Source organism: Pseudomonas sp. Z18(2022) (assembly GCF_036346535.1).
Taxonomy (GTDB): Bacteria; Pseudomonadota; Gammaproteobacteria; order Pseudomonadales; family Pseudomonadaceae; genus Aquipseudomonas; species Aquipseudomonas yamanorum_A.
The window spans coordinates 235117-261284 of record NZ_JAOTOA010000006.1 but is presented as its reverse complement, the minus strand read 5'-3'; the positions used below and the strand labels follow the sequence as shown (position 1 = coordinate 261284).

Sequence of the window (26168 nt, the reverse complement as noted above, 5' to 3'; positions counted from 1 at the left end):
TGGGGCTGCTACGCAGCCCAGCGGGAGCAAGCTCCCTCGCCACAGCAAGCTCCCTCGCCACAGCAAGCCCCCTTGCCACAGCATGCTCCAAAGCCACATTGGGTGTATTACCACTGCACCTTGTTGAGGGCCTCGGCAAACGCCATCAACTTCGGCGAGTACTGCCGCGACGGCGGATACACCAACGATATCGCCCGGCTGCGTCCGGCAAACTCCTCCAGCAAGGGCACCAGGCGCCCGGCCGCCAGATCCTCGCGCACCGCAAAATCCATCACCTGGGCAATGCCAAATCCGCCCACCGCGCCATCCACCAGCGCGTCACCGATATCAAAGATCAGCCTTCCTTCGACACTCACGTCCTGCACCTTGCCATCAAGTACGAATTGCCAGTCCACCAGCCGGCTGGTGCGCAGGTTGCGTACGGTCAGGCAGTTGTGGTCCTTGAGTTCATCGACGGTTTGCGGCGTACCAAAACGCGCGAGATAAGCCGGGGCGGCCACGGTGACCCAGCGCAACGGCGGCAGTGCCCGGGCGATCAGGCGCTGGTCCTGAATCTCGCCGGTGCGCAGAAGGGCGTCAAAGCCTTCGTCGACGATGTCCACCAGGCGGTCGGTCATCACCGCTTCAATGCGCAGGTCGGGGTATTGCAGGGTCAATTCGCCGATCACCGGCATCACCACCTTGCGGCCAAACAGCGACGGCGTGCTGATCTTCAGCAGACCGGACGGCGAGCTGCGGCGGTCGAGCATCTGACGCTCGGCTTCGGCCAGTTCCGCCAGCAGCGGCGCGCTGCGCTCATAGAGCATCTGCCCGTCCGGCGTGAGGCTGACGCTGCGGGTGTTGCGTTGCAGCAGGCGTACGCCCAATTGGTTTTCCAGCCGGGAAATGGCCCGGGACAAGCCCGATTGGGTCAGCCCCAGGTCCCCGGCAGCACGGGTGAAACTGCGGGTTTCGGCGACGCGAACCAGCAGGCGAACGGCGTTCAAATCCATGATTAAAGTCATTACTGAAAGAGTGATAAGGCTATTTATCATCTGTTGAGCATGAAAGACACTGGCGCCTCTCATTTTCTGGCAGGACGCTGTGATGTCTTTATCTCGACCCTCAGGCTGGATGTTGTCGTTGCTGGCAACCGCGCAACTGATCATCGCCCTGGACGCGACCATCGTGTTTGTCGCGCTGCCGCAGATCGGCAGCCACCTGGGTTTTTCCGCCCAGCAATTGCAGTGGGTGGTCAGCGCCTACACCGTGGCGTTCGGCGGTTTCCTGCTGTTGGGTGGCCGCGCCGCAGACCTGCTGGGCAAGCGGCGCTTGTACATCCTCGGTCAGTCGCTGTACGCGCTGTCATCCCTGGCGGCGGTGCTCGGCGCCAGCGCCTTGTTGCTGGTGCTGGCCCGGGCGGTGCAGGGCGTGGGCGGGGCGCTGTTGTTCCCGGCCACCTTGGCGCTGATCAACACCCACTACGCCGAAGGGCCGGCGCGCAACCGTGCGTTTGCGGTATGGAGCGCGGCGTCTGCGGCGGGCCTGGCCTTGGGTGCGTTGCTCGGCGGCGTGCTGACCCAGGCCTGGGGCTGGGAAGCGGTCTTCCTGGTGAATGTGCCGTTGGCCGGCGCCTGCGCCCTGGCGGCGCGCTACTGGATTCCCGTCGATGGCGAGCGGGCCCGTGGGCGCAATTTTGATATCAGCGGCGCGTTGACCGTGACGCTGGGCGGAACCTTGCTGGTGTTCGCCCTGGTGCAAGGGCCGGAGTGGGGCTGGGCGGCGCCGTCGACCCTGGGTTGCATGGCCCTGGCAGTGGCGCTGCTGGGGTTGTTCGCCTGGATCGAACACCACGGCCGTGATCCCTTGATGCCGCTGCGGCTGTTGGGCTACCGCGAGTTGCGCATGGCCATGGTGTTGACCGCAGTGTTCATGAGCAGCTTTGGCGTGCAGTACTATTTTCTGGCGGTGTATTACCAGCAGGTCTACGGCTACAGCGTGTTGCAGGCGGGGCTGGCGTTTTTGCCGGCGACCCTGGTGTGCACCGCCGGCATCTGGCTGGCGGAACGTTCGCTGGCGCGGCTGGGTTTGCGCACCACCTTGGTCAGCGGCCAGTTGGCGGGCGCGGTGGGCATCGCCCTGGTGTGTGTGGCGTTGCCGACGGGGGCGGGGTTCTGGTCGTTGCTGCCGGGGATTTTCATCCTGAGTATCGGCCAGGGCATGACCTGGACGGCGATGTGGGTGGCGGCCGGGTTGGGCATCCGCCCGGGCGAGCAAGGTGTGGCGGCGGGCATGGCCTCCACCAGCCAGCAGATTGGCGGCGCGTTGGGGCTGGCGTTGCTGGTGTCGTTGGCGAATGCCGGCGGGTCGACGGGTGCGGCGCAGGCGGGTGGGATCGAATTGGCGCTGTGGTGGAGCGCGGCGATTGCCCTGGTGGGTGCGGTGCTGGCGTTAGCGCTTAAAGAGCGCGCTATAGATTCGGATGCGATTTCAGCAGCGACATAAATCAACTGTGGGAGCTGGCTTGCCTGCGATGGCGGAGTGTCAGTCAGTCATTTATTCGCTGACCCACCGCTATCGCAGGCAAGCCAGCTCCCACAGGTTGATCGCGTTTCAAGGCGGGATTTTCAGCGTCCGAGCATCTTCACCCAGCGCGACGGCGGCATGCCGAAGGTGCTGCGAAACTGGCGGGTCATGTGGCTCTGGTCGGTGAAGCCTGCGGTCAGTGCCGCATCCACCAGTGACTGGCCATGGCCGAGCAGGCTGCGCACCAGGTCCAGGCGGCGCATGGTCAGGTAGCGATAAGGGCTGGTGCCGAACAACAAACGAAAATCCCGCGACAACGCCCAGCGGTCACGATTGGCGTATTCCGCCATCTCGTCGAGGGTGATCGGGCGGCCCAGGGCGCTGTGGATAAATTCCCGGGCGCGCTCGGCGGCGCGGTAGTCGAAGGTCTTGCGACTGACGGTGATGCCCGACGCATTGTTCAGCGCCTGGGCCAGGTCGAACATCGCGTCCTGTTCCTGCAACGGATCGATCGGGCAATCCAGGCTTTGCAGCAACGCTTCGCTGGCGCGGTACAGCCACGGGTCGCTGGACAGCCCGCCGGGAATAAACGGCAACGGCTTGCCACCGAGCACCTGCTGGATCAGCGCCGGCTCCACGTAAATCATCCGGTATTTGAAGCCTTCCTCGCTGCCGGCCCAACCATCATGCACTTCGTCGGGATGGATCACCATGGTCCGCCCCGGCAGGCTGTGGGTCATGCCGCCGCGATAGTGAAAACTCTGCACGCCGAACAGGGTGCGGCCGATGGCGTAGGTGTCGTGGCGATGGGGGTCGAAGCCAAATCCGGCAAAGTACGCCTCTATACGCTCCAGGCCACTGGCGTGGGGCGCGCGGTGCAGCCAGTCGATATTGGTCGCCATGATGAGTTGTCGCGCAAAGAGATGGAAATACGTTAACCCAGTCTGAATCCGCTGTCTGCCGGGGTCTTGTACGATTGTGCGCGGCGGATGCCGGGCCTATGATCCTGATTCCTGCACTGTCCTCGGCGGAATCCCACATGGAATTGTTCAATCCGGCCTACGCGGTTCCTCTGGTCTCGCTGGCCCTGCTCTGGACCGTCGCGGTCGTCACGCCCGGCCCGAACTTCTTCAACACCGCGCAACTGGCCGCCAGTTGCTCGCGTCGCCACGGCGTGGTGGCGTCCTCGGGCGTGGCCACCGGCACGGTGATCTGGGGGCTGGCAGGCGGCCTGGGGATCAAGTCGCTGTTCACCGCAGCGCCGATGCTGTACCTGGCGTTCAAGATCATCGGCGGCTGCTACCTGATTTACCTGGGGTTGAAACTGTTCCGGCGCTCGGCACCGTCCATGGCCCAGAACCTGTTGCCGGATGAGCCTCGGCGCTCACTGTTTTCCGCCTGGCGCCTGGGCTTGCTGGGCAACCTGTCCAACCCCAAGGCGGCGCTGTTCGTCGCGACGATCTTTGCGTCCACCATGCCGCAGTCACCGTCGCCGATGCTGCTGACCCTGGCGGTGATCACCATGGCGACGCTGTCGTTCAGTTGGTACTCCTGCGTGGCGCTGGTGTTTTCCAGCGAGCGGATGGCCAACGTCTACAGCCGTTCGCGCAAGTGGCTGGACCGGTTTGCCGGTGGTTGTTATGTGCTGTTCGGGGCCACGCTGGTAGCGAATCGCTGACGGCTCATGGTAAGAAGCCTTACTTTCAAACGTGAGGCCGATCATGAGCAAGCTGCGGGTAGGGATTATTTTTGGTGGCCGTTCGGCCGAGCACGAAGTGTCGCTGCAATCGGCGCGCAACATCGTCGATGCACTGGACCGTTCGCGCTTCGAGCCGATCCTGATCGGCATCGACAAGGCCGGCCACTGGCACCTCAACGACACCTCGGGGTTTTTGCTCAACGAGGAAAACCCGGCGCTGATCGCCCTCAACCAATCCAACCGCGAACTGGCCGTGGTGCCGGGCAAGGCCAGCCAGCAACTGGTGGAAACCGCCAGCCAGGCCTCGCTGGAGCATGTCGATGTGATCTTCCCGATCGTCCACGGCACCCTCGGTGAAGACGGCTGCCTGCAAGGGCTGCTGCGCATGGCCGACTTGCCGTTTGTCGGCTCTGACGTGCTGGGTTCGGCGGTGTGCATGGACAAGGACATCAGCAAACGCCTGCTGCGGGATGCCGGGATTGCCGTGACGCCGTTCATTACCCTCAACCGTCGCACGGCGGCGCGTACCACCTTCGAACAGGCCCAACAGACACTTGGATTGCCGATGTTCGTGAAGCCGGCGAACCAGGGTTCATCCGTGGGCGTGAGCAAGGTAGGCAGCGAGGCTGAATACCACGCGGCCGTTGAGCTGGCCCTGGGGTTTGATGAAAAAGTGCTGGTGGAATCGGCAGTAAAAGGCCGGGAAATCGAATGCGCCGTGTTGGGCAACGAGAACCCCATCGCCAGCGGCTGCGGCGAGATCGTGGTGCGCGACGGGTTCTATTCCTACGACAGCAAATACATCGATGACCAGGCGGCCCAGGTGGTGGTGCCGGCGGACATCAGTGTTGAACACAGCGAGCGCATTCGTGCGTTGGCCATCGAAGCGTTTGAAACCCTGGGCTGCGCCGGGCTGGCGCGGGTGGACGTGTTTCTGACGGATGAGGGTGAGGTGCTGATCAACGAGATCAACTCGTTGCCGGGTTTTACCCGCATCAGCATGTACCCCAAGTTGTGGCAGGCGGCGGGCATGAGCTACAGCGAGCTGGTAAGCCGGTTGATCGAGCTGGCGCTGGAGCGGCATGCGGGGCGTAAGGGGCTGAAGATCAGCCGGTGATTTTTACGGTTTTAGACTTGGGAGCGCCGATTACTTTTTCATGAGCGCGACTCCATTGTGGCGAGGGAGCTTGCTCCCGTTGGGCTGCGCAGCAGCCCTGAAACTGGGTACGGTGCTCTTCCTGAAAAAACGCATCAGCTCATTCTGGGGGCGCTTCGCACCCCAGCGGGAGCAAGCTCCCTCGCCACAAATTGAGTGTTGCCGGAGACGGTGTTGTTATAGGTCGCTTTATCGTTGTGCTTTTCGCGAAATCCACGAATACAACAACGTCTTGCGCTCCGTGCTGTCATGGGTCCTTCGGCGATAACTCGCAAACGTCGGTGAGGTGCAATACGTACACACCTCGCTCACCTCAACCTGCTCACGCTTGATACCCGCCGCCTCCAGCAAGATCAGCGCATAACGGCTCAAATCAAACCACGCACTCAAGGCCTGCCTGGGTTCTGGCGGCTGAATCTGCGGTGCCAACAACGGCCCCGGCTGCTCGAGCGTCCACGGCGCATTCCCGTCCAGCCATAAGTGCCCCTGACTCGCCTGCAACTGCGCCACAAACTCGCCGCTCACCTCATAACAACAAGGCTTGATCGACGGCCCGATCGCAATCCGCAACTGGTTCAGCGCCACGCCCTCGGCGGTAAACCGTTGCATGGCATTCGCGATGATCCCGCCTTGCAGCCCCTTCCAGCCGCCATGAATTGCCGCAACAAGATCCCCATTTTCCGAGGCGATCAGCAGCGGCAAACAGTCGGCAGTGATCACCGCAATCGGCTGCGCATCCCGGCTGAAAACCCCGTCGGCTTCCACCGTATTGGTCATCAGCTCCGGGCGCCATTCAATGGTCGTGGCGCTGTGCACCTGCTTGCAGATGAACACCGCGTCCGGCCGCAATGGATCGTCAATCGTACAAAACCCATGGTCGACGCCAACCAGGGCGCCGAGGTTATTTGCCTTGTGCACGCGCAGCTCTCCAGTGAGTCACATCAGTCCCCGAGGGCCTCGCCTTCACGACGCGGATCAGCCCCGCCGATCAACGATACCTTGCCCTGTGCATCACGCACCCGAACGATCGCCTGGGCGCCGCTGGTCATGTCGATTTCGCTCAGGGCGTGGCCCTTGTCCTTCAGCGCCTGCTTCAACGGCGCACTGAATAACCCGGCTTCCAGCTCGGTAGGCCCGTTGCGGCTGCCGAAGTTGGGCAGGCCGACGGCGGCTTGCGGGTCGAGGTTCCAGTCGAGCATGGCCACCAGGGATTTGCTCACATATTCGATGATCTGCGAACCGCCCGGCGAACCCACCGTGGCCACCAGCTCGCCGCTCTGGCGATCAAACACCAGCGTCGGCGCCATGGACGAACGCGGACGCTTGCCCGGCTCGATGCGGTTGGCCACCGGCTGGCCGTTCTCTTCCGGGATGAACGAGAAGTCCGTCATTTGGTTGTTCAGCAAAAAGCCCTGGACCATCACATGGGAGCCGAATGCCGACTCCACGGTAGTGGTCATCGACACCGCGCCACCCACGTCATCCACCGCCACCACTTGCGAGGTGGAAATGCGCAGTGGCGAGCGATCCGGCGCGTAGGCCACCTGAATGCCGGCAGGCTTGCCCGGCTTGGCGACGCCCATGCTGCGCTCACCAATCAATGCGGCACGGCCGGCCAGATAATCCGGCGCGACCAGCCCGGCCACCGGCACCGGCACGTAGTCGGAATCCGCCACGTACTGCGCGCGGTCGGCATAGGCCAGGCGGTCGGCCTCGGCGATCAGGTGCACCGCTTCGGGGACCGGCTCCAGGCCAGCGGGAGAGTCGTTCTTCACCGGCTTCAAAAGCGCAAGCGTCATACGCGGGTCGCGGGCTTCCAGGGCCTGCAACGTGCCGAGGATCTGCGCGATGGCGATCCCGCCCGACGACGGTGGCGGCATGCCGCAGACTTTCCAGCGCTTGTAGTCGGTGCACAGCGGCGCCCGCTCAACCGCGCTGTAGCCCTTGAGGTCGGTCAGCGTCAGGCTGCCGGCGTTGCTGTTGCCTTGCACCTTGCGGGTGATTTCCTCGGCGATCGGGCCGTAGTACAGCGCGTCCGGCCCTTCCTTGGCGATGCGCTTGAACACGTTGGCCAACGCCGGATTCTTCAACAGCGTACCGGTGGCCTTGGGGCTGCCGTCGGCGTTCAGAAAGTACGCGGTCATTTCCGGCGAGCGGCTCATGTAACGGTCGGCGGCGATCAGGCTGTGCAGGCGCGCCGAGATCGGGAAGCCCTGTTCGGCCAGGCGAATGGCCGGCTCGAACAGCGTTGCCCATTGCAGGTGGCCGGTCTTTTTGTGGGCCATTTCCAGGGCGCGCAACACGCCCGGCGTTGCCACCGAGCGCCCGCCAATCTGTGCCTGCGGGAACGACATCGGCGTGCCGTCGGCGTTGAGGAACAACCGCTCGGTAGCGCCCGCCGGTGCGGTTTCGCGACCGTCATAGGCCTGCACCTTTTTGCCGTCCCACAGCATGATGAACGCACCGCCGCCGATCCCGGACGACTGCGGTTCCACCAGGGTCAGTACAGCCTGCATGGCAATCGCCGCGTCGATGGCCGAGCCGCCCTTGCGCAGGATCTCGCGCCCGGCTTCGGCGGCCAGCGGGTTGGCGGCGGCGGCCATATGGCGCTCCGCGTGGCGGGTGCTCATGTCGGTGCGATAGCCCGAGCCGAGTTCCGGGGCGGGCGGCAGTTCCGGCGCGGTGGCGCTGTGGCAGGCGGCGAGGGTGAGGGCAGTGGTAATCAGTGAGAGGGCGGTAAGGCGTTGACGGTGGAAAATCGAAAACACGCGATGACTCCGTTCATTTGAGAATGATCTGTTGTCCGTGGAGTAAATGTACCTCAGTGCGCAAAAACGATCTTGGGCAAATCAGCCTGTGCGGGACAATGCTACCCGCTATCAAGACGGCTGCAGGTACAGGGAACCAATGCCTACAAATGGTCACTAGGGAGTTTTGAGCAGAAACTTCGAGAGGTTGCAATGAATTCAGTACCAGGAGGCCTGGCCGGATCGTATCGTCAGGGTGTGGAGTCGCCGATAACGTCAGTCACCGAAGGCGCTTCTCAGGAAACGCCTGTAAAACAACCGCACAAAGGGCTTTCAGGCTGGTTCTCGAAAGCTCCGTCTCCCGAGCAACTGAGCCGCTACCAATCGTTGCAACCCACTTCGATGTTGTTCACGCCGACCCTCAAAGAGGGGAAAGTACAGGCGGATGGAACCCGTGAGGGCCAGGAGATTGCGCGCCATTTGAACCAGGCGAACAAGCAGTATGTCGCCGAGGATCATGGCGGTGCGGGCAAGCATGCGTTGGGCTTCAAGGATGAGCGGCACTACCGGTTTCAGATCCAGTCCACGCCTGCTGCGGCGGCGGTGTTCAAAAGCAGCCGCCCCGAGGACCGGGCATCAACCCCCGCGGGCAACAACCCGGGCCGGGCCCTCATGGGGATTATCAGCCAGGTATACACCACCGTTGATGACCAGCAGTATCGCCTGGAGGGCGGGCGCCTGTACCGTTTCGATCCAGCCATCACCACCTGGTTGCCTGACCCCGACACTCGCGCCTTGAGCCGTATCAGCCTGACCCGTGAGGGCCAGTTGCTCAAGGTGCCCCTGGGCATGGCAGACAGCAGCGTCGAGGGCAAGACCACGGTCTCCCTGAGCGATGCCCCGGGTGGCTCCATTCTGCACGCGGCAGGGACGAGGTTGCGTGCGCTGGACGAGGCCGGTAACCCGCTGCAACTTACGCGTATCGGGTTGTCCGGCAATACCCTCCATGCAACCAATGCCCATGGCGAATTGTTGCAGGCCGATCTGCAACAGGCGCAGGGCGGCGTGCTGACGATGACCGTGCAACCGGTTGAGTCGTTGGAGCGGGCATTGAAGGGGGCGGTCAACGTCGAGGGATTTTTCCATGACGATGCGGGGCAGCTCAACACGCTGGTTCGGGATTCGCGCCAGCAACTGCACAGCGCCCCCTTGGCCGGCAAGGACTCACTGAGCCCGCAATGGAACCTGAGTGATGTGCTGGTCAAGGGCATCGAAAAAGGGTTGCCGCAGCCGAGCTTGCAGGCATTGGCCGGGGCGGTCGATCTCGGGCAGCGCGGAAAGGTTGTACTGGATGAGGGCAATCTGCTGGTCTGGGACAGGGCGACGCAACGCTGGGAGCGCGATCCGCAGGTGGGCCTCCAGGGGCTGGAGCGAGGGCTGGATGGCCGTGGTTATGTGCTGCAGGATGGGCAGTTGAAGGCGGTGGCGACCCAGCAAGCCCGGGAACCGATCCATGAAGGCGCGAGCCACGACTTGTCAGCGCTACCCAAACCTCGTACGCAAATCACCCTTGACGAGGTCTTGGCAGGAAACAACCAGCAGAAAGTCACGGCGTTTGCCGTGGCTGACGCCAGGACGTATGTGACGGCCAATCAAGACCATCAGCTTCAGGTCAACCTGGGCGGTGTTGCCCGCCAGTTGACCCTGACCCCGCCCATCGCCGTGCAGGTGTTGGCACTGGATCAAGACGCAAACCTCTACGCCCGAAGCAAAGACGGCGAGCTGTTCACCTTGAAGCGCGAGGATTGGCAGGAGCGCCCCGAGGCTGCGTTGAGCTGGAGCAAGGTCGAGCTGCCGAAGGGGCAGCGGCTGGACTCTCTGCGCATGGGCGCCGACAAGCACCTGGTGGGGGAGTGGGATAAGCGCTTCTTTCGCCTGGAGACATCCGCCGAGGGCACGATGACGTGGGGGCCGGTGCCATCGGCATCGTCCGCCCCTGGTCAGTCATTAACCGAGACCCTGGCAGGCGCCCAAATGCGCGCCCAGTTTCCGGGTGGCGCACTGTCCGCCACCAGTAACGTGCTGGGTCAGACCACTGAAGGTGTTCCGCTCAAGCGCGGTTTTTTCGCAGGGGTGAACGCGCACTTTCATCCGTTGGACAGCCTCAAGGAAATGGGCAAGGGCATTCAGCATCACTTCACCGGTCGCCAGGGCCTGGAAAGCGTCTACACCGAAAACAAACACCTGCACGAGCAACTCAAGGCGCTTTCCCAGGCCAGGCCGGTTCCCGGCGATATTCAGTCGCGCCTGGAAACCCTGAGCCAGTCGGGGCCGCGCGAGGCGTTGGCCAAGGGCATCAGTGAAGCACTGGCCAAGGTGGAAAAAGACAGCAAGTCTGCGGCGCAACGCCTGGGGGATGCGCATGGGATAACGTTTGATCCGAAGCCCGGCTTGAGTCGGGCGAACATTCAATCTGAGTCGACGCTGCATCAACTGTACGAGGCGTTCAAACGGCTGTCGCCCTCCACACAGAAAGAGACCGCGGCGTTGCTGGCCAATTTCGAGGGGCAGGCCCTGTCGCTTGCGGCATGGGACCCAGGCCGCAAGCGCGACCTCAGTCATCCCTCGGCGATGATCGAAGGCGACCTGATTCACCAGGCCAGCACCCTTAAGCAACTGACGGATTTGACGGTTGAGCTGGAGCGAGCCTCCGGTATGAGCTCGAGTGCCCTGGAAAGAATCAAGCAGTCCCTCGAATCCGTGATGAAGGACTATGAGCAAAGCCTGGTGCACAAGCTGTCCGGTCAGAACGTCGCCAGCTATGACCAGGCCGAGACGCTCTACAAAAACTTCAAGCTGCTGGCGAAGGACCTCGGAACCCCCGGATCGGCCCTGCATTGGCACCTCTCGCGGTTGTTGGGGCTGCCTGCCGATGGGAGCCTCAAGGAGGCGATGACGCAAGAGATCCAGCAGATGGGGAGCGGCCAGACGTTGTCCCCAAGCCGCACCAAGGGCAAAAACCTGGGGGCCATGGTGACCGGAATAAAACCGGTGGCGCCGCTGGAGTTTTTTGTCGGCGTGTCCAAGTCCCATTCCAACGGTGTCAGCATCAGTCGTACCGACAAAGGCGCCAAGTTAGAAATCAGCATGGATGACACCCGTCGGTTGGCCGCCTCGGTGGCCTCCGGGTTGACCCTTGGCAAAGGCCCAGAAGTCGTGGGCCACGGCCTGCGGGTAGCGGCGGAAATGACCGCGGCGCTGGCCAATACCAAAGGGTCGAGTATCGGTTTCGACGTGAAAGAAGCTGACTTTCCCAAGATGATGTCGATCCTGATGGGAGAGCAGGGCAACGTCTTTGACCTGCTGCAGTTGGGTGAGGCTCACGCCGTGGGTGAGAGCTCGAAAACCAACGTTGACCTCAGCCTGGATGCGCTTGCGCAATTGCGTTTGCTCTACCACCCGCAGGAAGATGTTCCCGAGGTGGCCTCGGTGCTTCGAGCCGGCGTGGGGCTGGTGGGTAACGTCAATCTGGCCCACTTTGACCAAAGCCAGTCAACCAGTCGTAGCGCCGCGGGTACAAGCCAGGGTGGCGCAACCAATGCACAACTCCTGCGCCAGGGCGGTGTGGGTGTCAACCTCGGCCCGCTGAATGCGGTGGGGCTGGGCATGCCGGGAGGCCCTGGCCATGGCGCAGCAGTGTTCGCACTGCCGGAGGTGTCGGTCATGGTGAAGTTTGATCGCGGGCAATCCCGGGGTTTCAGCTTTTCCTTCAAGCGGCCAGAGCCTGTGGCTCAGTCAGCGATCGACAGCCTTGTCAGTGACCTTTCTCGCTACGCTCCCGGATTCAAAGGCGACCTTGGCGCCCTGAAGCTGGAGGGCAAACCGGTGGCAGAACAACTGGCCACGCTGCAACGGTTTCTGGAAACGCATCCCGCGACCGCAACGAAACTCGAGGCTTACCACACACTCAGCGACTCACTGGATAAGCTCGTTCACCAGCAGAATCTGGTAGAGAAGGGGCTTCGCCAATTGGTGTCGGTGACGGCGTCTGCCACTTACGTCGGTTTGCGTGATGATGGACAGCATGCCTGGTTGAACGATGTTGCACCGGCCAACAAAGCTGACATTGTGCAGTGGCTCAAGGACGACCCACAGTTTGCCCAGGTGCTGGACCAGTTGCAGAACGGCGAAGGGACCTCGGTGGGCATCGGCCTGGAACTCAAGCCGGATGTGGTGCGCGCCGTCGAGCGCAAAATCCTCGACGGTGAAAGCCCGGAGTCGCTGATCAAAGAGGCCTTGGGCAAGCGTGAAAACCTGCGCATCAAAACCATGAGCCTCAGTTATACCGCGAGCCAGTCCCATGCGATGTCGATACCCTCAATGACCAATATCGGCTTTTCGAGCAACGCCGCACTGAGCCATACCCATAAACGCGTCAATGCCGAACTTGAGTACGGGGCCGACGCGGACAAACCCCTGAGAATGAAGTTGAACGATACGCTGGGCAGCCCGCCGCCCGCTGAATTGACCCTTGATTTGGCGGACCAGCGAGTCCGGACGCCTCGCGCCCCGAAGGTCGCGTAAAAAAAAGCCCGCGTGATGCGGGCTTTTTTTGATCGCTCCCACGCGGGCGCGAACCCGTTGCATTGAATTTGGTTGTGCGATACAACTACTTGCCTCTTCATTCGGGAAAAGGGTGTCCCCGTGAACCGTTCAATGCCAGACCTTATCGATCAGATCCGCTGTGCCTCGCGCCTGATGGTGCGAGAGCTGGGCTTCATGCAGCCGAAGTTGGCGGCCAGCAGCTACCCGCCTTCCTCCGTTCACACCCTGGTTGAAATCGGCGAGCGCGGCGCGCTGACGGCGGCGGAACTGGTCACGTTGCTGGGGCTGGAAAAGTCGTCCGTGAGCCGCATGGTGCGCAAGCTGATCGAGGCGGGCGAACTGGAAGAGTTTGCCCACGAGGACGATGCCCGCTCGAAAAAACTGCGGCTCACTGCGCGAGGCCAAAAGACGCTGGGCGCCATCGAGACGTTTGCCCGGCGGCAGGTGGGCGAGGCGATTGCCGATCTTTCCAGCGAGCAGCAACAAGCCGTCAGCCGTGGCCTGGACCAATACGCCGGGGCCCTGCAAACCCAGCGCACCGGCGCCCGGCAACCCCGGCACTACCGCATTGCCCGTGGCTACAGGCCTGGCGTGATCGGACGTATCGCGCAGATGCACGCCGAGTACTACGCCCAGCACGCTAACTTTGGCCAGCCGTTTGAAAGCCTGGTGGCGGCGGACATGGCCGAGTTGATGGGGCGCTTATCCAACCCGCGCAACGAAGTGTGGACGGTGCTGGACGGGGCACAGATCGTCGGCTCGATCGCCATCGATGGCGAGGGCGAAAACGGCGAGGCGATCCTGCGCTGCTTCATCCTCGACCCGTCGGCCCACGGCCAGGGCTTGGGCAAGCAGTTGTTGAAAGAGGCAGTGGATTTCTGTGATGAACACCGTTTTCCGGCGGTGCGGTTGTGGACGTTCAAGGGCCTGGATGTGGCGCGCAAGCTCTATGAAAACGCAGGCTTTGTGCTGGAGTCGGAACAGGAAGGGCAGCAGTGGGGCAAGGCGGTGGTGGAGCAGTGTTTTGTGCGGCGTGGTATTTGACGCAACAGCGCCCCGCGTGACGGGGCGCTGCGGCTTGGCCGCTTAGAAGTCCCAGCGCGTGGTGAGCATCACATTGCGCGGGGTGCCGTAATAGGCCGTGTTATAGAAGCCGATGTTGGTGTAGTACTGCTTGTCGAACAGGTTGTTGACGTTCAGCGTCGCGGAAAGATGTTCGCTGACCTGATACTTGGCCATCGCGTCCACCACCCAATAGGCTTCCTGCGAGAACTCTTCGTTTTGCGCCTTGGGCCGGTTGTACACCACTTGCCAGCTTCTGCTCTGCCAGCGTGCGCCGCCGCCGACGGTCAGGCGGTCCAGCGGGCCCTTGAGTTTGTACGAGGTGAAGAAACTGAGCTGGTCCTCCGGCTCCCAGGTCGACGCCTTGTCGCCATTTTCATCCCGCAGGATCTTGTGGGTGTAGCCGGCCTGGGCCTGCCAACCCGGCGCCAGCTCGCCGGACATCTCGGCCTCGAAACCCTTGGTCTTGGCCTTGATGCCTTTCTCGGCGTACCCGAGGGACGGGTTGGTCGGCGCAGCGTTGTATTCGGCGTCCGGCTCCGCGCGGTTGGTTTCATGCACTTCGAAGTAGGCCATGCTGGTGTTGAGCCGGCCCTCGAAGAACTCGCCCTTGAGGCCGGTTTCGTAGTTCTTGCCTTCATCCGGTTCCAGCAATTTGTTGTTGCGGTCGCGGCTGTAGCTCGACGGCATGAAGATGTCGGTGTAGCTGGCGTACGCGGTGAAGTTGTCGTTCAGGTCGTAGGTGACCCCGGCGTAGGGCACCAGCTTGCCGGTCTCGGTGGAGTCGTCATCGCCGCGCAATTTGTAGTTGGCCACGCGGCTGCCGAGGAACAGGTTCAAGTCGTCCGTGAGATTGAAACGTGCCGCCATATAGCCTGCGGATTGCCGGGTGGTGGCATCGATGGTCCGCGTCGGCGCGCCCCAGTCCGGCTCCGGAACGTTGCCGTCGAAGTTCCAGAAATCGATCTGGTTGTTGCCCACAAAAGTGGGGTCGCCGTAGTCTTTTCCGGTCCAGTGGGAGTTGGAGGCCGACGCGCCGATCACCAGTTCATGGGTACGGCCCAGCAGGCTGAACGGGCCGCTGGCGTAGATATCACCCGAGTCGGCGCGGGTGTTGCCGGTGAATTTGTTGGCGTACAGGGACGACAAGCCGGTGGCGGCGTACGGGCCACTCATGATCGAGCCCAGGGGCGCGTCGTAGCCCATGAGTTGGTGGGTGTATTGGCCCTTGATCACCCAGCCATTGTCGAAGTTGTGTTCCAGGGTGGAGAACGCGCTGCGGGAATACTGCTCCCAACGGCTCCACTTGGCGCCGTTGTTGTAGGAGCGTTTCACGTCGATGCGGTTGCCGCTGCGGTCGAACAGCGCCCGGCTGCCGGACCAGCCCGAGCCCTGCGGATCGCTGTCCAGGTAATCGAAGCCAACGGTGAGCAGGGTGTCGTCGGTCAGGTCGGCTTCCAGCGTGCCGAAGTACACATTGGTGTTGCGCTGGTAGTGGTCCATGAACGAGTGCTTGTCCTGGTACGCCGCCACCGCCCGCCCGCGCACGTTGCCGCTGTCGGTCAGCGGGCCACTCACGTCGATCTGGGAGCGATAGTTGTCCCAACTGCCGGCGCCCAGTTCGACACTGGCCTTGAAGTCTCGCGTGGGCTTTTTGCGGATCAGGTTGATCGTCGCGCCAGGGGCGCCGGCGCCGGTCAGCAGCCCGGTGGCGCCCTTGAGGATTTCCACCCGGTCATAGATCGCCATGTCGCTGAGGGTCTGGCTGGACGAGTAGGCGGAGTTGCGCAGGGTCGGGATGCCGTCGTACTGGAAGTTCTCCACCGAGAAGCCGCGGGCGTAGTAATTGTTGCGCTCGCTGTCGAAGGTCGACACGGTGATACCTGGCGTATGGCGCATCACGTCGTCGATCGAGGTGAGCGCGAAGTCATCCATATGCTGGCGCGTGATCACGGTGATCGACTGCGGGGTTTCCCGTGGCGTCAGCACCATGCGCGTGGCGGTGGCGATGGTGCCCGGGGTGTAGGAGCCAGTGCCTTCAGTGATAGTGCCCAACTGGTTGGCGCTGATCTCGGTTGCACCCAGCGACAGCGTGCCGCTGGCCACCGGCAGGCTTTCCAGCTGGTAGCCATCGGCGTTGCCGGTTGCAGCGAAGCCGGTGCCGGCCAGCACCTGGGCGAACCCGTCTGTCACGCTGTAGCTGCCGCGTACACCGGGGCTGTTCAACCCGGCCACCTGTTGCGACAGGAACGAAATCGGCACGCCGGCGGCCTGGGCATAACGGGTCAGCACGTCACCGAGTGGGCCTGGGGCGACGTCGAACGTCTGTACCTGCTGTTGCGCATACGCCAGGCCCGGCACCGCCAGCGGCAGGCAGCCAAGCAACAGTCGACTGGCCAGCAACAGGCCGCCGCGAGTGGGGGTTGAAGACATGTGATCGGTGCTCCTTTGGATGTTGGCCAAGGGAAGGACGCGGCAAAACCGAAAACACGCAGCGCTGCGCAAAAAATTATTCGGCAGGTACTTTCAAGCGCACGCGAGTGAGCCACGGGGTGTAGGTGCTGACTTCAATCGGCAGGGAGCGCGAGAGCAGGCGCAGCGCACGGTCGCTGTCGTCAGTCGGCAGCATCACCGTCACGCGCATGCCTTGCAGCGCCTTGCGATCAAACATCAAAACGCCCGGGCGATGCCGTGCCAGGCGCTCAAGCACATCCGCCAGCGGCTCGTCGTTGGCCAGCAATTGATGGGCCGCCCAGGCTTGCTGCTGGGCCTGCACATCGACACTTTTCGGCGTGCCCGGGCCGCTTGCATCCAGGCGCACCTGCTCGCCGGGGCCGAGGGTGATCGTGTGCCCGGCGCTGTCGATGCGGGTCGAGGATTCGAGCATCTTGACCACGGTGGCGGTGTCGCTGAGCTCGACGATAAAGCGCGTGCCCAGGGCGCGAATGCTGCCTTGGGGGGTGTCGACATAAAACGGGCGCTGGGCGTCCTTGGCCACCGTCACCAGCATCTCACCGTGCAGCAGTTGCACGCGGCGCTGGCTGGCGTCCAGGTGCAGGTTCACGGCGGAGTTGCCTTCCAGTTGCAGGTCACTGCCGTCGGCCAGCAGCGTCTGGTGCCATTCGCTTCGGCCGGTGCTCAGGTCGGCGAACAGATAGCCGCGCTGCTCGTACTGATACGCCGGCACGCCCGCCATCAGCAGTGCCAGGGCCAGGCACTTGACCAGCGTTGCCCCATGGCGAGGCTGCCGGGCGCGACGTAACGCAGCGCGGGCCGGCGCTTGTTTGAGCGGCTGCAAGTGGCCCTGAAGGCGGGCAATGGCTTGCGGGTGCTGTGGGTCGGCGGCCAGCCAGGCATGAAACGCCTGTTCGTTGGCGGCATTGCCTTCGTGATCCAGCCGCACCAGCCATTCGGCGGCCTGGCGCAACACGGATTGGGGCAGAGGCTGACTCATGGCTGTGCGCACGCATCGCACGCCAGCAAGGCTTCCACCAGATCGTTCTGCACCGTGCGCACCGAAACGCCCAGGCGCTGGGCAATCTGCGCTTGGTCCAGGCCTTCGAGGTAACGCAGGATGAAGGTGTCGCGGATCCGCTTGTTCATGCGTGCCAAGGCCCGGTCAATCGCCTCAAGCATTTGCGCGGCTTGCAGGATCTGCTCCGGTGAAGGCGCCTGTTCCAGGTACGCGGCGCAGCGTTCCAGCTCTTCGCGGTAGGCCTGTTCCAGGCGACGGCGGCGGCCATTGTCCATCAGCAAGCGGCGCGCGATGGTGGCCAGATAAGCCCGTGGTTCACCCGGCGCCACGTAAGTGCCCGATGCCAGCAAGCGTACGAAAGTGTCCTGCGCCACGTCGGCCGCCTGATGGGAGCACTGCACACGGCGCCGCAACCAGGTCAACAACCAGCCGTGGTAGCCGCGGTACAGCGCATCGAGCGTAGGCGCATCGGTGGGCGAAGCCAGCTTCATGAGATAATTTCGTAAGTGAGAATTAATCCCATTCTAGTGGTTTAAAACTTCGGGCTGCAATAGACGGCACACCAACGGTTGAGAGAGACTTTCCCAGGGTAGTGGCATTAAGCTATCTGCCGCATAACCTTTCTGACATTTAATCGGGTTTGAATTTATCTATGGGTCGTTCCTTTGCTTGGGTCATTCCGTTGTGCCTGGTGGCTGCTGTTGGAGCGGGGTGTTCTTCTCATAAAGGCCCGCCGCCGGCCAAACCCAAGCCGGTGGTACTGACGACGGACGACCACCATGCGAAGGTGATTTTCAGAATGCTCAGCACTGAATCACAGGTGCATTTCAGCGTTGGCCCGGCGGGAAACCTGAGCAGCGTGGGGAGTGTTTACAACGATGCCCAAGAGCAACAAATGCCGGCGTTTGCCCGCGGGTTGTACAAGGGGCTGGCCCGCGGGCTCTATCAGGTGCGGCCGTTCCGGGAGACGTTGGTGCCGGCGGATCAGGTGACCGTGGTAGAAGGCGTTGCGAACTGGCGCAATGATCGCGGCACGTCCTATACCCTGGAAAAGTGCGGGCCGTTGTCCCGCAGCTTCCTGCCGAAGGCTAACAAAACCTATCTGGTGGAGTTTGATTTGCAAGGATTCTCGGTGTGCAGCGAGAAGATTTATGACGTGACAGTGGAAGGGCAAAAGGACCTGGTTTTACCGGTAGCGATTTAATGGATTGACACCTTCTCATCCCGTTTTCTGGAGTTTTGATGCGCACTTTACCGCTGGTTTTCGTCCTTGCTGCACTGCTGCTCAGTGGCTGCAGCATCCCGTACCAAACCCCTGAAGCCCGCGCCCAGATACAGCAGGACCTGGGCGTTTCCGGCAGTGACATCATCGACATCTCCTACACCAACTTCTGCAAACTGAAGTACGGCGATGAAGCGATCTGCCATGCCGAGCAAGGCTTGGCGGTGCTGACCCGCAAAGGCTTGATTCTGAGCAAGTACCAAAGCAGCCGTTACGTGCCGGCCTACACCCTGAAAACCGCCGAAGTGCTGTGCGGCCATACCGCCACCTCGCGGGAGGCGGCGGAAGCGTTGAACATGTTTACCGCGGACTCCAACTTCGTGTTGTTGCCGCTCAATGCCGACAAGCAATGGAATGGCGCGATGCACCGGGAGATCGTGGATTACTTGCTGGCGGATGGTCAGCCATTGTTAATTGGTGCGGGCGCGAAGGCGGTGAGGCCGAGCGGCAAGAAGAAGTACGGCGGAGGGATGATCCCGGGGACAAAGATTCCGTACTTCACGGAGTTTGAGTATTCGGAGTTGGTGAATCCTTGTCCGGGTGCTCCAAGTGATGCCGCCCACACCGACTGAGTTGTTTAAATATCGTAGGGGTTGATCAGGGCGGTCAGTACATGGTCCGCCCAAACCCCGTTGATCTTCAGATACGCCCGCGCTTCACCTTCTCGTTCAAACCCCAGCCGCGCCAGCAGGCGCGCACTGCGCTCATTCTCCGGACGGTAGTTGGCCATGATTCGGTGCAGCTGCATTGCGTTGAACACATGAGCAATGCCCGCCGTCAGCGCTTCCTGCATCAGGCCCTTGCCTTGGGCGGATTCAGCCAGCGCGTAACCCAGGTGACAGGCCTGGAACGCACCACGCACGATATTGCTGAAGTTGCAGGCGCCGATGATTGTGCCGTGGCTGAATATCAGCAGGTGCAATGCTTCACCGTTGGCGGTTTTGTCGGCCATGGTTTCGAGGCGTTCGGTGATGGCTGTCAGTTCGAAAAAGGCTTCATCGCGCGACGGTTCCCAAGGCTTGAGGAAGTCGCGATTCTCCAGCAGGTACGCTTGCAGGGCACGTGCGTGGGAAGGGTGGGCGGGGAGCAGTAAAAGCCGGTCGGTGTGGATGCCGGTGGCGGGGAATGTCATGCGTCACCTCCATGTGGTGGGGCAGTGTACTTTTCTTCAGGCATAAAAAAACGGCCTACCTTTCGGTAAGCCGTTTTTAGTACTTGGTGGCTACACAGGGACTTGAACCCCGGACCCCAGCATTATGAATGCTATGCTCTAACCAACTGAGCTATGTAGCCAAGTGGCGCGCATTATTCGCGGAGAACGGGAATGCGTCAAGCGCTTTTTTTGAAAATTTATCTACGCTATCAACTGTTTAACGGGAAACACCTGGCAAGGCGACGAGTGGCCTGGGGTTTTCACCTTTCTTAAGATCAACATAAATCTTCTGTGGGAGCTGGCTTGCCTGCGATACAGGCGCCTCGGTCTATCAGTGGCACCGGGGTGATGCCATCGCAGGCAAGCCAGCTCCCACATTTGTTCGGTGTTAGTCGTCAGGTTTTGCGCGGGTGCAGGCACTCTATCGAGCGGTCGACCATGGCCTTGGCGATTTCCAGCAGGTGCCATACGGCGAGGACTTTGGCGCGTTCGGGGCTTTGCAGCTGTTCGCCGCAGTCGAGCGCGGTGGCCGAGGCGCTGTGCAGCAGGTCGGCGGTATAGAGCAGGGAGTCTTCGAAGCTGATGTCGTCGCTGATGGCGTAGAAGTTCGTCGACGGTTGCGGCGGGTCGGTCGGCAGGTAGTGGTCGAGCGCTCGGTTGAAGGCGGCGCGGTCTTTGGCTTGGTCACGGGGTGGATCGGGCACAATTTTAAACATGGCATAGCTCCTGATTAACTGGGAGCCGTACCGTTCGCGACTAAACGAAGGGTGGCGGCTGTACGCAGGTTAGTCGACCGGCTAATCAGGAAAACCCGGCGCACCCGAAGGTGCCCTGCGCACAGCCACCATGAAACCTCATGAGAGCATGCGCCTGATATAAGTCCGGGCGACTAAACCCGATCACTGAAAACCAGCGACGGACCGAAGACTAGCCACCGACTCCCCCAGGCACAAGGCCGAAAGATTCTCTAGGAAACGTCCCGCAAATTAAAGGGATTCATCTTGCTGGCCCTTTACAAACCATGACCGCTGCATCGATTCATCTAGTCGTTAGCCTGCTAACGGGATAGCCTTCCTGCCCCCAAAAGTGGCACATTGTCGCACCTGCACCTGTGCATCCATCTGCTGTACGGAAAACCTCCCATGGCTCTGAGCAATTCCCAGCCCTCCGTGGCTACGACGCCTGCTGCCGGGCAAACCAGCCCGTTGGTGATGCGTGTGATCGGCGCGGTGGCGCTGGCGCATTTGATCAATGACTTGATCCAGTCGGTACTGCCCTCGATCTACCCGATGCTCAAGGCCAATTACGGCCTGACGTTCACCCAGGTCGGCCTGATCACCCTCACGTTCCAGCTCACCGCGTCCCTGTTGCAGCCATGGGTGGGTTATTACACCGACCGCCACCCCAAGCCGTACCTGTTGCCCTGCGGAATGATCTGCACGCTGGTGGGCATCTTGATGATGTCCCAGGTGGGCAGCTTCCCGTTGATCCTGCTGGCAGCCGGGCTGATTGGCATCGGATCGTCGACCTTCCACCCGGAAGCGTCCCGCGTGGCGCGCCTGGCGTCGGGCGGGCGTTATGGTTTGGCGCAGTCGACCTTCCAGGTCGGCGGCAACGCCGGCTCGGCCTTTGGCCCGTTGCTGGCGGCGGCGATCATCATTCCGTTCGGCCAGGGCAATGTGGCCTGGTTCGGCCTGTTCGCGGTGTTTGCGTTGTTTGTGCTGTATGCGATCAGCCGTTGGTACGCCAACCACTTGAACCTGTTCAAGCTCAAGCAAGGCCAGGCGGCCACTCATGGCCTGTCCAAGGGGCGGGTGCTGAGTGCGCTGGTGGTGCTGGGCCTGCTGGTGTTTTCCAAGTACTTCTACATGGCCAGTTTCACCAGTTACTTCACCTTCTACCTGATCGAGAAGTTCGACCTGTCGGTGGCCAGTTCCCAGCTGCATCTGTTCCTGTTCCTGGGCGCGGTGGCGGCGGGCACGTTCTTTGGCGGGCCGATTGGCGACAAGATCGGCCGTAAGGCGGTGATCTGGTTCTCGATTCTCGGCGTTGCACCGTTCACCCTGATCTTGCCCCATGTGGACCTGTTCTGGACCAGCATCCTGAGTGTGGTGATCGGCTTTATCCTGGCCTCGGCGTTCTCGGCGATTGTGGTGTACGCGCAGGAGCTGGTGCCGGGCAATGTGGGGATGATCGCCGGGGTGTTCTTCGGTCTGATGTTCGGTTTTGGCGGGATTGGTGCGGCGCTGCTGGGGCACCTGGCAGACATCCACGGCATCGAGTACGTGTACACGTTGTGCTCCTTCCTGCCGCTGTTCGGGGTGTTGGCGATTCTGTTGCCGCGTACCAAAAAGGCCTGACTTCAAGCCAATCGAGTCGGGCAGATATCCTTGCTGCCCAACGCTTGCATCAAACGGGTAAATCAGTTGCTCCTGCAAAGGGTATCGGCATTGCGTCGGTGCCCCGATTTACGGGTGCAGTGGGTTGTAGGTGGCTCGCTTCAGCTGTTCGCGCGCACGGGATAACCGTGAGCGCACGGTGCCAATGGGGATGTCCATGGCGTCGGCGGTGTCCTGGTAACTGCCGTCAGTTTCCAGTGAGGCGTAAAGGGTTTTACGCATTTCCAGTGGCAAATTCGTGATTGCCCGCAGGGTTCTTTCGAGCTTGCGGTTGACCTCGAATTGCCAGTCCAGGTTGTTGTTGTCTTCCTGCCCATGCCACAGCGCTTCATCGAACTCGCAATGCACCGGTTTGGCGTACATACGCCGAAAGTGATTGCGGATCAGGTTCTGGGCAATCCCGCACATCCATGTGCTGAGGGTGGCCTGGCCGCTGAAGCGGTCCCTGTTGCGCCAGGCTTCCAGGTACGTCAGCTGCAGAATATCGTCTGCATCTTCTGGATTGAGCACGCGTTTATGAATGAACCGTCGGAGTTTCTTGTGGTGTTCTTCCGACAGGTTCTGGATGGAGCGGTGCGGGTCAGGTGTAAGGTGAACTAAAACATCGATAGGGATATCCATGATTTTTCCTCAGGGTAGACACGGTCGAAATAATTTCGACGGGAACCCTGTTAGCACTGCCTGTGCCAAACGATTAATTCTTGTAACTATTTGATATTTATAGATAAATATTTTGTTTCAGTGGTTTTTTGTGCCAGGGCTTGCACAAGCCGGCACGGGTTTGTGCCGACTTTTTCGCAAGCCCCGGTATCGCCGATAAAGATGGAACCGTAACGGGTTTGCCTGCCACACAAGGAAACGAAACTTCCTGTGCAGGCATCTTCATGAAACTCGATCCCAACTTTGATGTGCAGAAAAGCCAGCGCTCGGATCAGCCTGTTCCAGCGAGCATTGATAGCCACACAGTTCGCCAGTCGCCTGCGGCACCGGCCGTTGATGATCTCGCGGCGCTGTTCAGTCAGGAGGTCGAACTCAACAGCAGGGGCTTGAGTCGGCGTCAACTGGGGACGCGCGTGACGCCCGTGCAGCAGTTGGCCCAACTCTATGAGCAACTGGGCCATCCGGCTCAAGCAACACTGGCGACCATCGCGCGTAACGTCAGGGTTCAACTGTTGCTCAGGCCCAGCATCGACAAGTTGCTGGACCTGACAGGAAACGACCCGGCCCGTACGTTTGTCGTGCTCAAGCAGGTGGCTGCGCAGGCGCAGGCCGAAGCGCGCACTAACGAGGCCGCTCTGGCCAGCGACGCCCTGGCCCGGCTGGAGATCCGTTTTAAGCCGCAGATCCAGGCGGGCTTGAATATCGCGCTGGCCTTGCAGGCAAACAGTGATGACCCGAACTTGCGCCAGGCAGTGCGCAATGTGTATTACGCCAGCGTGGTCGCCCGGCAATCATTGGCCAGCATGATGCAGGCGTTGTTGGGGTTGTTCGGTGGCGATGAGTTTGGCCACGGGTTGAATTTGATGCGCCGGGCCCTGGCGGACGACATTGCGGCCTATAGTCCCTCGCTGCCCACCGCTCAATTGCGCACCTTGCTGTTGGGTTTGCGCAGTTGCGGTCAACTGGGCAGTGTCTTGGCGAGTTGCCAGGGGTTGATTGATCGACTGGTCGCCTTGCATCCCGGTATTGATCGGGACGCCGTCGCGCTGCTGCAGCGTTTATTGGGGTACGTGAGCACGGGCATCGCGCCTGCCGAGATTCAGCGCCTGGCCAGTGAGTTGGGTGGCGCGGCGCTATCCGACCAGGTGGTGTCGCTCAATACCCTCTATCCCGTGTTCGGGAGCTTGCCCCTGGCCTTGTGGCGCGACAGCAAGGGGCGCCAGGAAGCCCTGCTGGGTTTTATGGTGGTGATGGATGAGTACGCGCTCAGTGAGCGAGGTTTCCGGCACGTCGGTGCGTGGCCGAGCAACCATCCATGAGTGCATTGCGGGCAATCAACACGATGCTGCTCAAGGTTGCACAACGCGCCGAGGTGCTGGGTGCGGTCGTGATCATGGGCATTGTGTTCATCTTTATCGTGCCGTTGCCGACCTGGCTGGTGGATATCCTGATTGCCGTGAACATTTGCATTTCGTGCCTGCTGATCGTGCTGGCGCTGTACCTGCCAGGGCCGCTGGCGTTTTCCTCGTTTCCGTCGATCCTGCTGCTGACCACCATGTTTCGCCTGGCGTTGTCGATTGCGACCACACGCCTGATCCTGCTGGAGCAGGACGCCGGCGACATTGTGGAAGCCTTCGGCAACTTCGTGGTGGGGGGTAACCTGGCGGTGGGGTTGGTGATCTTCATGATCCTGACCATCGTCAACTTCCTGGTGATTACCAAGGGCTCGGAACGCGTCGCGGAAGTGGCGGCGCGCTTCAGCCTGGATGCGATGCCCGGCAAGCAAATGTCCATCGACAGTGACTTGCGTGCCGGCCTGATCGATGGCGAGCAGGCGCGTGACAAGCGCGAGCAGTTGTCCCGCGAGAGCCAGCTGTTCGGCGCGATGGACGGGGCCATGAAATTCGTCAAGGGCGATGCCGTGGCCGGGCTGATCATCGTGGTGATCAACTTGCTGGGCGGGTTCAGCACCGGCATGTTCCAGCACGGCATGAGCGCCGGCGACTCCATGGCGTTGTATTCGGTACTGACGATTGGTGACGGCCTGATTGCGCAGATTCCTGCGCTGCTGATCTCCCTGACGGCCGGCATGATCATTACTCGTGTAGCGCCGTCCGGGCGCAATAAAGGAGCCAATAACATGGGCGCCGAAATCGCCCGGCAAATGACCAGTGAGCCCAAGAGCTGGATGATTGCTTCGATCGGCATGCTGGCTTTCGCGGCGCTTCCGGGGATGCCGACGGTGGTCTTTATCCTCATTTCCCTGATGACAGGTTCCCTCGGTTACTACCTCATGCGCCAGCGCCAACGGCAGGAAGCGCCTCCCGACAAGGCGGCTGACGTCTTGCCTGCGGACAAAAACGGTGATGAGGACCTGCGCGGTTTTGACCCGTCGCGACCTTACCTGTTGCAGTTTTCGTCGCACTTGCAGGGGACTGGCAAGGCGGAAGAAATCATCCACGGGATTCGCCAGATCCGTAATCGCCTGGTTGCCCAGGTTGGCTTGACGCTGCCGCCGTTCGAGGTTGAATTCGCGCCGTCGCTGCCTGACGATGAGTTGCGCTTTTGCGTGCATGAAGTGCCGATGGTCAGGGCTACGCTTGGTGATCGGATAGCGGTTGAGCTGGCAGCACTGGGCGCCGAACCACAAGAAGGTGCCCAGGGGCTGTCGGAGCGTGACGAACAGGGCTGGGTATGGTTGGCCGCCGATGATCCGTTGCTCGACGATGCACAGCTTGAACGCCATACCGCCCATGAATTGATCCTTGAGCGCATGGAGCGAGCGATGATGCTCAGTGGGCCGCAGTTTCTCGGGATTCAGGAGAGCAAGTCGATTCTCAGCTGGCTCGAGTTCAACCAGCCGGAACTGGTCCAGGAACTGCAGCGGATCATGCCGCTGTCGCGCTTTTCGTCCGTGTTGCAGCGCCTGGCCAGCGAGGGCGTTCCGTTGCGGGCTGTGCGGTTGATTGTCGAGTCGTTGATCGAGTACGGCCAGCATGAGCGTGAACCGGACGCCCTGGCCGACTATGCGCGAATCGCCCTCAAGTCGCAGATTCTGCACCAGTACAGTGAAGCCGATGGCCTGCATGCCTGGCTGCTCTCACCCCATACCGAAAATATCCTGCGCGAGGCGCTGCGCCAGACTCAGACCGGGGTGTTCTTTTCCCTCGACAATGACAGCAGCGCGGCACTGGTGAACTTGCTCAAGCAGGCCTTCAACGTGCGTGCCAAGAGCAAACGCGTGCTGTTGGTCGCCCAAGACTTGCGCAGCCCCTTGCGTACGCTGTTGCTGGAAGAGTTCAACCATGTGCCGGTGTTGTCGTTTGCCGAGTTGGGCAGTTCGTCCAAGGTCAAGGTGCTCGGACGGTTTGACCTGGCTCAGGACGATCTGCTGCGTGGAGCCGTGGCATGAGCACGTTTTTGGC

Annotated in this window: 20 protein-coding genes and 1 tRNA gene; 10 read left to right on the top strand and 11 right to left on the bottom strand. The window is 61.5% G+C overall.

Translation table 11 applies throughout. The annotated features are described in order from the left end of the window. Positions 1 to 107: 107 nt before the first annotated feature. Positions 108 to 992 (bottom strand): LysR family transcriptional regulator, encoded by an 885-nt coding sequence (locus V3W39_RS16270; RefSeq protein WP_177042074.1) that lies wholly within the window; start codon positions 990 to 992, stop codon positions 108 to 110. A gap of 121 nt (positions 993 to 1113) precedes the next feature. Between V3W39_RS16270 and V3W39_RS16265 the strand changes: the two genes are divergently transcribed. Further along, positions 1114 to 2484, top strand: a complete 1371-nt coding sequence (locus tag V3W39_RS16265; protein WP_330212970.1) for an MFS transporter — start codon at positions 1114 to 1116, stop codon at positions 2482 to 2484. Between the two features lie 122 nt (positions 2485 to 2606). Here the strand turns inward: V3W39_RS16265 and V3W39_RS16260 are convergent, their stop codons facing one another. Then, positions 2607 to 3407 (bottom strand): AraC family transcriptional regulator, encoded by an 801-nt coding sequence (locus V3W39_RS16260; RefSeq protein ID WP_177042075.1) that lies wholly within the window; start codon positions 3405 to 3407, stop codon positions 2607 to 2609. Between the two features lie 137 nt (positions 3408 to 3544). Between V3W39_RS16260 and V3W39_RS16255 the strand changes: the two genes are divergently transcribed. Together V3W39_RS16255 and ddlA are read left to right on the top strand one after the other, a co-directional pair. Next, positions 3545 to 4183 carry a LysE family translocator gene (locus tag V3W39_RS16255; protein ID WP_330212964.1) on the top strand — a complete coding sequence of 213 codons (639 nt, stop codon included), beginning with the start codon at positions 3545 to 3547 and terminating at the stop codon, positions 4181 to 4183. Positions 4184 to 4226: 43 nt separating this feature from the next. Further along, positions 4227 to 5321, top strand: a complete 1095-nt coding sequence (ddlA, locus tag V3W39_RS16250) for a D-alanine--D-alanine ligase (RefSeq protein ID WP_177120342.1) — start codon at positions 4227 to 4229, stop codon at positions 5319 to 5321. Between the two features lie 228 nt (positions 5322 to 5549). On the opposite strand, the gene V3W39_RS16245 is transcribed toward ddlA, so the two are convergent. Together V3W39_RS16245 and ggt are read right to left on the bottom strand one after the other, a co-directional pair. Further along, the gene (locus V3W39_RS16245) at positions 5550 to 6278 is read right to left on the bottom strand and encodes a polyphenol oxidase family protein (protein ID WP_330212963.1); all 729 of its coding nucleotides are present in this window, start codon (positions 6276 to 6278) and stop codon (positions 5550 to 5552) included. 23 nt (positions 6279 to 6301) lie between these two features. Beyond that, positions 6302 to 8128, bottom strand: coding sequence for a gamma-glutamyltransferase (gene ggt / locus V3W39_RS16240; RefSeq protein ID WP_330212962.1), 1827 nt, complete (start codon positions 8126 to 8128; stop codon positions 6302 to 6304). Between the two features lie 192 nt (positions 8129 to 8320). Here ggt and V3W39_RS16235 point away from each other — a divergent pair, with 192 nt between their 5' ends. Together V3W39_RS16235 and V3W39_RS16230 are read left to right on the top strand one after the other, a co-directional pair. Then, positions 8321 to 12691 carry an AvrE-family type 3 secretion system effector gene (locus V3W39_RS16235; protein ID WP_330212961.1) on the top strand — a complete coding sequence of 1457 codons (4371 nt, stop codon included), beginning with the start codon at positions 8321 to 8323 and terminating at the stop codon, positions 12689 to 12691. A 132-nt stretch (positions 12692 to 12823) separates the two neighbouring features. Continuing rightward, positions 12824 to 13756 carry a bifunctional helix-turn-helix transcriptional regulator/GNAT family N-acetyltransferase gene (locus V3W39_RS16230; RefSeq protein WP_330212960.1) on the top strand — a complete coding sequence of 311 codons (933 nt, stop codon included), beginning with the start codon at positions 12824 to 12826 and terminating at the stop codon, positions 13754 to 13756. Between the two features lie 42 nt (positions 13757 to 13798). Here the strand turns inward: V3W39_RS16230 and V3W39_RS16225 are convergent, their stop codons facing one another. The 3 genes from V3W39_RS16225 to V3W39_RS16215 form a co-directional block, all read right to left on the bottom strand. Beyond that, the gene (locus V3W39_RS16225) at positions 13799 to 16207 is read right to left on the bottom strand and encodes a TonB-dependent siderophore receptor (RefSeq protein WP_330212959.1); all 2409 of its coding nucleotides are present in this window, start codon (positions 16205 to 16207) and stop codon (positions 13799 to 13801) included. A gap of 76 nt (positions 16208 to 16283) precedes the next feature. After that, on the bottom strand, positions 16284 to 17228 hold the full coding sequence (locus V3W39_RS16220; RefSeq protein ID WP_330212958.1) for a FecR family protein: 945 nt from the start codon (positions 17226 to 17228) through the stop codon (positions 16284 to 16286). Then, a complete protein-coding gene (locus tag V3W39_RS16215; RefSeq protein WP_177042089.1) occupies positions 17225 to 17740 on the bottom strand; it encodes a sigma-70 family RNA polymerase sigma factor in 516 nt (171 codons plus the stop codon). The genes V3W39_RS16220 and V3W39_RS16215 overlap by 4 nt, the downstream gene beginning before the upstream one ends. Before the next feature lie 308 nt (positions 17741 to 18048). Here V3W39_RS16215 and V3W39_RS16210 point away from each other — a divergent pair, with 308 nt between their 5' ends. Further along, positions 18049 to 18453, top strand: coding sequence for a hypothetical protein (locus V3W39_RS16210; protein WP_177120336.1), 405 nt, complete (start codon positions 18049 to 18051; stop codon positions 18451 to 18453). Between the two features lie 38 nt (positions 18454 to 18491). Then, positions 18492 to 19103, top strand: a complete 612-nt coding sequence (locus V3W39_RS16205; RefSeq protein ID WP_330212957.1) for a hypothetical protein — start codon at positions 18492 to 18494, stop codon at positions 19101 to 19103. A gap of 5 nt (positions 19104 to 19108) precedes the next feature. Here the strand turns inward: V3W39_RS16205 and rimJ are convergent, their stop codons facing one another. From rimJ to V3W39_RS16190, 3 genes are all read right to left on the bottom strand, one after another. Then, positions 19109 to 19663 carry a ribosomal protein S5-alanine N-acetyltransferase gene (gene rimJ / locus V3W39_RS16200; RefSeq protein WP_330212956.1) on the bottom strand — a complete coding sequence of 185 codons (555 nt, stop codon included), beginning with the start codon at positions 19661 to 19663 and terminating at the stop codon, positions 19109 to 19111. A gap of 84 nt (positions 19664 to 19747) precedes the next feature. After that, a tRNA-Met gene (locus tag V3W39_RS16195) sits at positions 19748 to 19824 on the bottom strand. A 255-nt stretch (positions 19825 to 20079) separates the two neighbouring features. After that, entirely contained in the window at positions 20080 to 20400 is a 321-nt protein-coding gene (locus V3W39_RS16190) for a DUF6124 family protein (protein ID WP_010177056.1), read from the bottom strand. A gap of 426 nt (positions 20401 to 20826) precedes the next feature. Here V3W39_RS16190 and V3W39_RS16185 point away from each other — a divergent pair, with 426 nt between their 5' ends. Further along, positions 20827 to 22044, top strand: coding sequence for an MFS transporter (locus tag V3W39_RS16185; protein WP_169387095.1), 1218 nt, complete (start codon positions 20827 to 20829; stop codon positions 22042 to 22044). Between the two features lie 108 nt (positions 22045 to 22152). On the opposite strand, the gene V3W39_RS16180 is transcribed toward V3W39_RS16185, so the two are convergent. Then, positions 22153 to 22704 carry an RNA polymerase sigma factor gene (locus tag V3W39_RS16180; protein ID WP_330212955.1) on the bottom strand — a complete coding sequence of 184 codons (552 nt, stop codon included), beginning with the start codon at positions 22702 to 22704 and terminating at the stop codon, positions 22153 to 22155. A 263-nt stretch (positions 22705 to 22967) separates the two neighbouring features. Between V3W39_RS16180 and sctW the strand changes: the two genes are divergently transcribed. After that, positions 22968 to 24062 carry a type III secretion system gatekeeper subunit SctW gene (gene sctW / locus V3W39_RS16175; protein WP_330212954.1) on the top strand — a complete coding sequence of 365 codons (1095 nt, stop codon included), beginning with the start codon at positions 22968 to 22970 and terminating at the stop codon, positions 24060 to 24062. Then, positions 24059 to 26155, top strand: coding sequence for a type III secretion system export apparatus subunit SctV (sctV, locus tag V3W39_RS16170; protein ID WP_177115949.1), 2097 nt, complete (start codon positions 24059 to 24061; stop codon positions 26153 to 26155). Before sctW ends, sctV begins: the two co-directional genes overlap by 4 nt. Positions 26156 to 26168 lie beyond the last annotated feature (13 nt).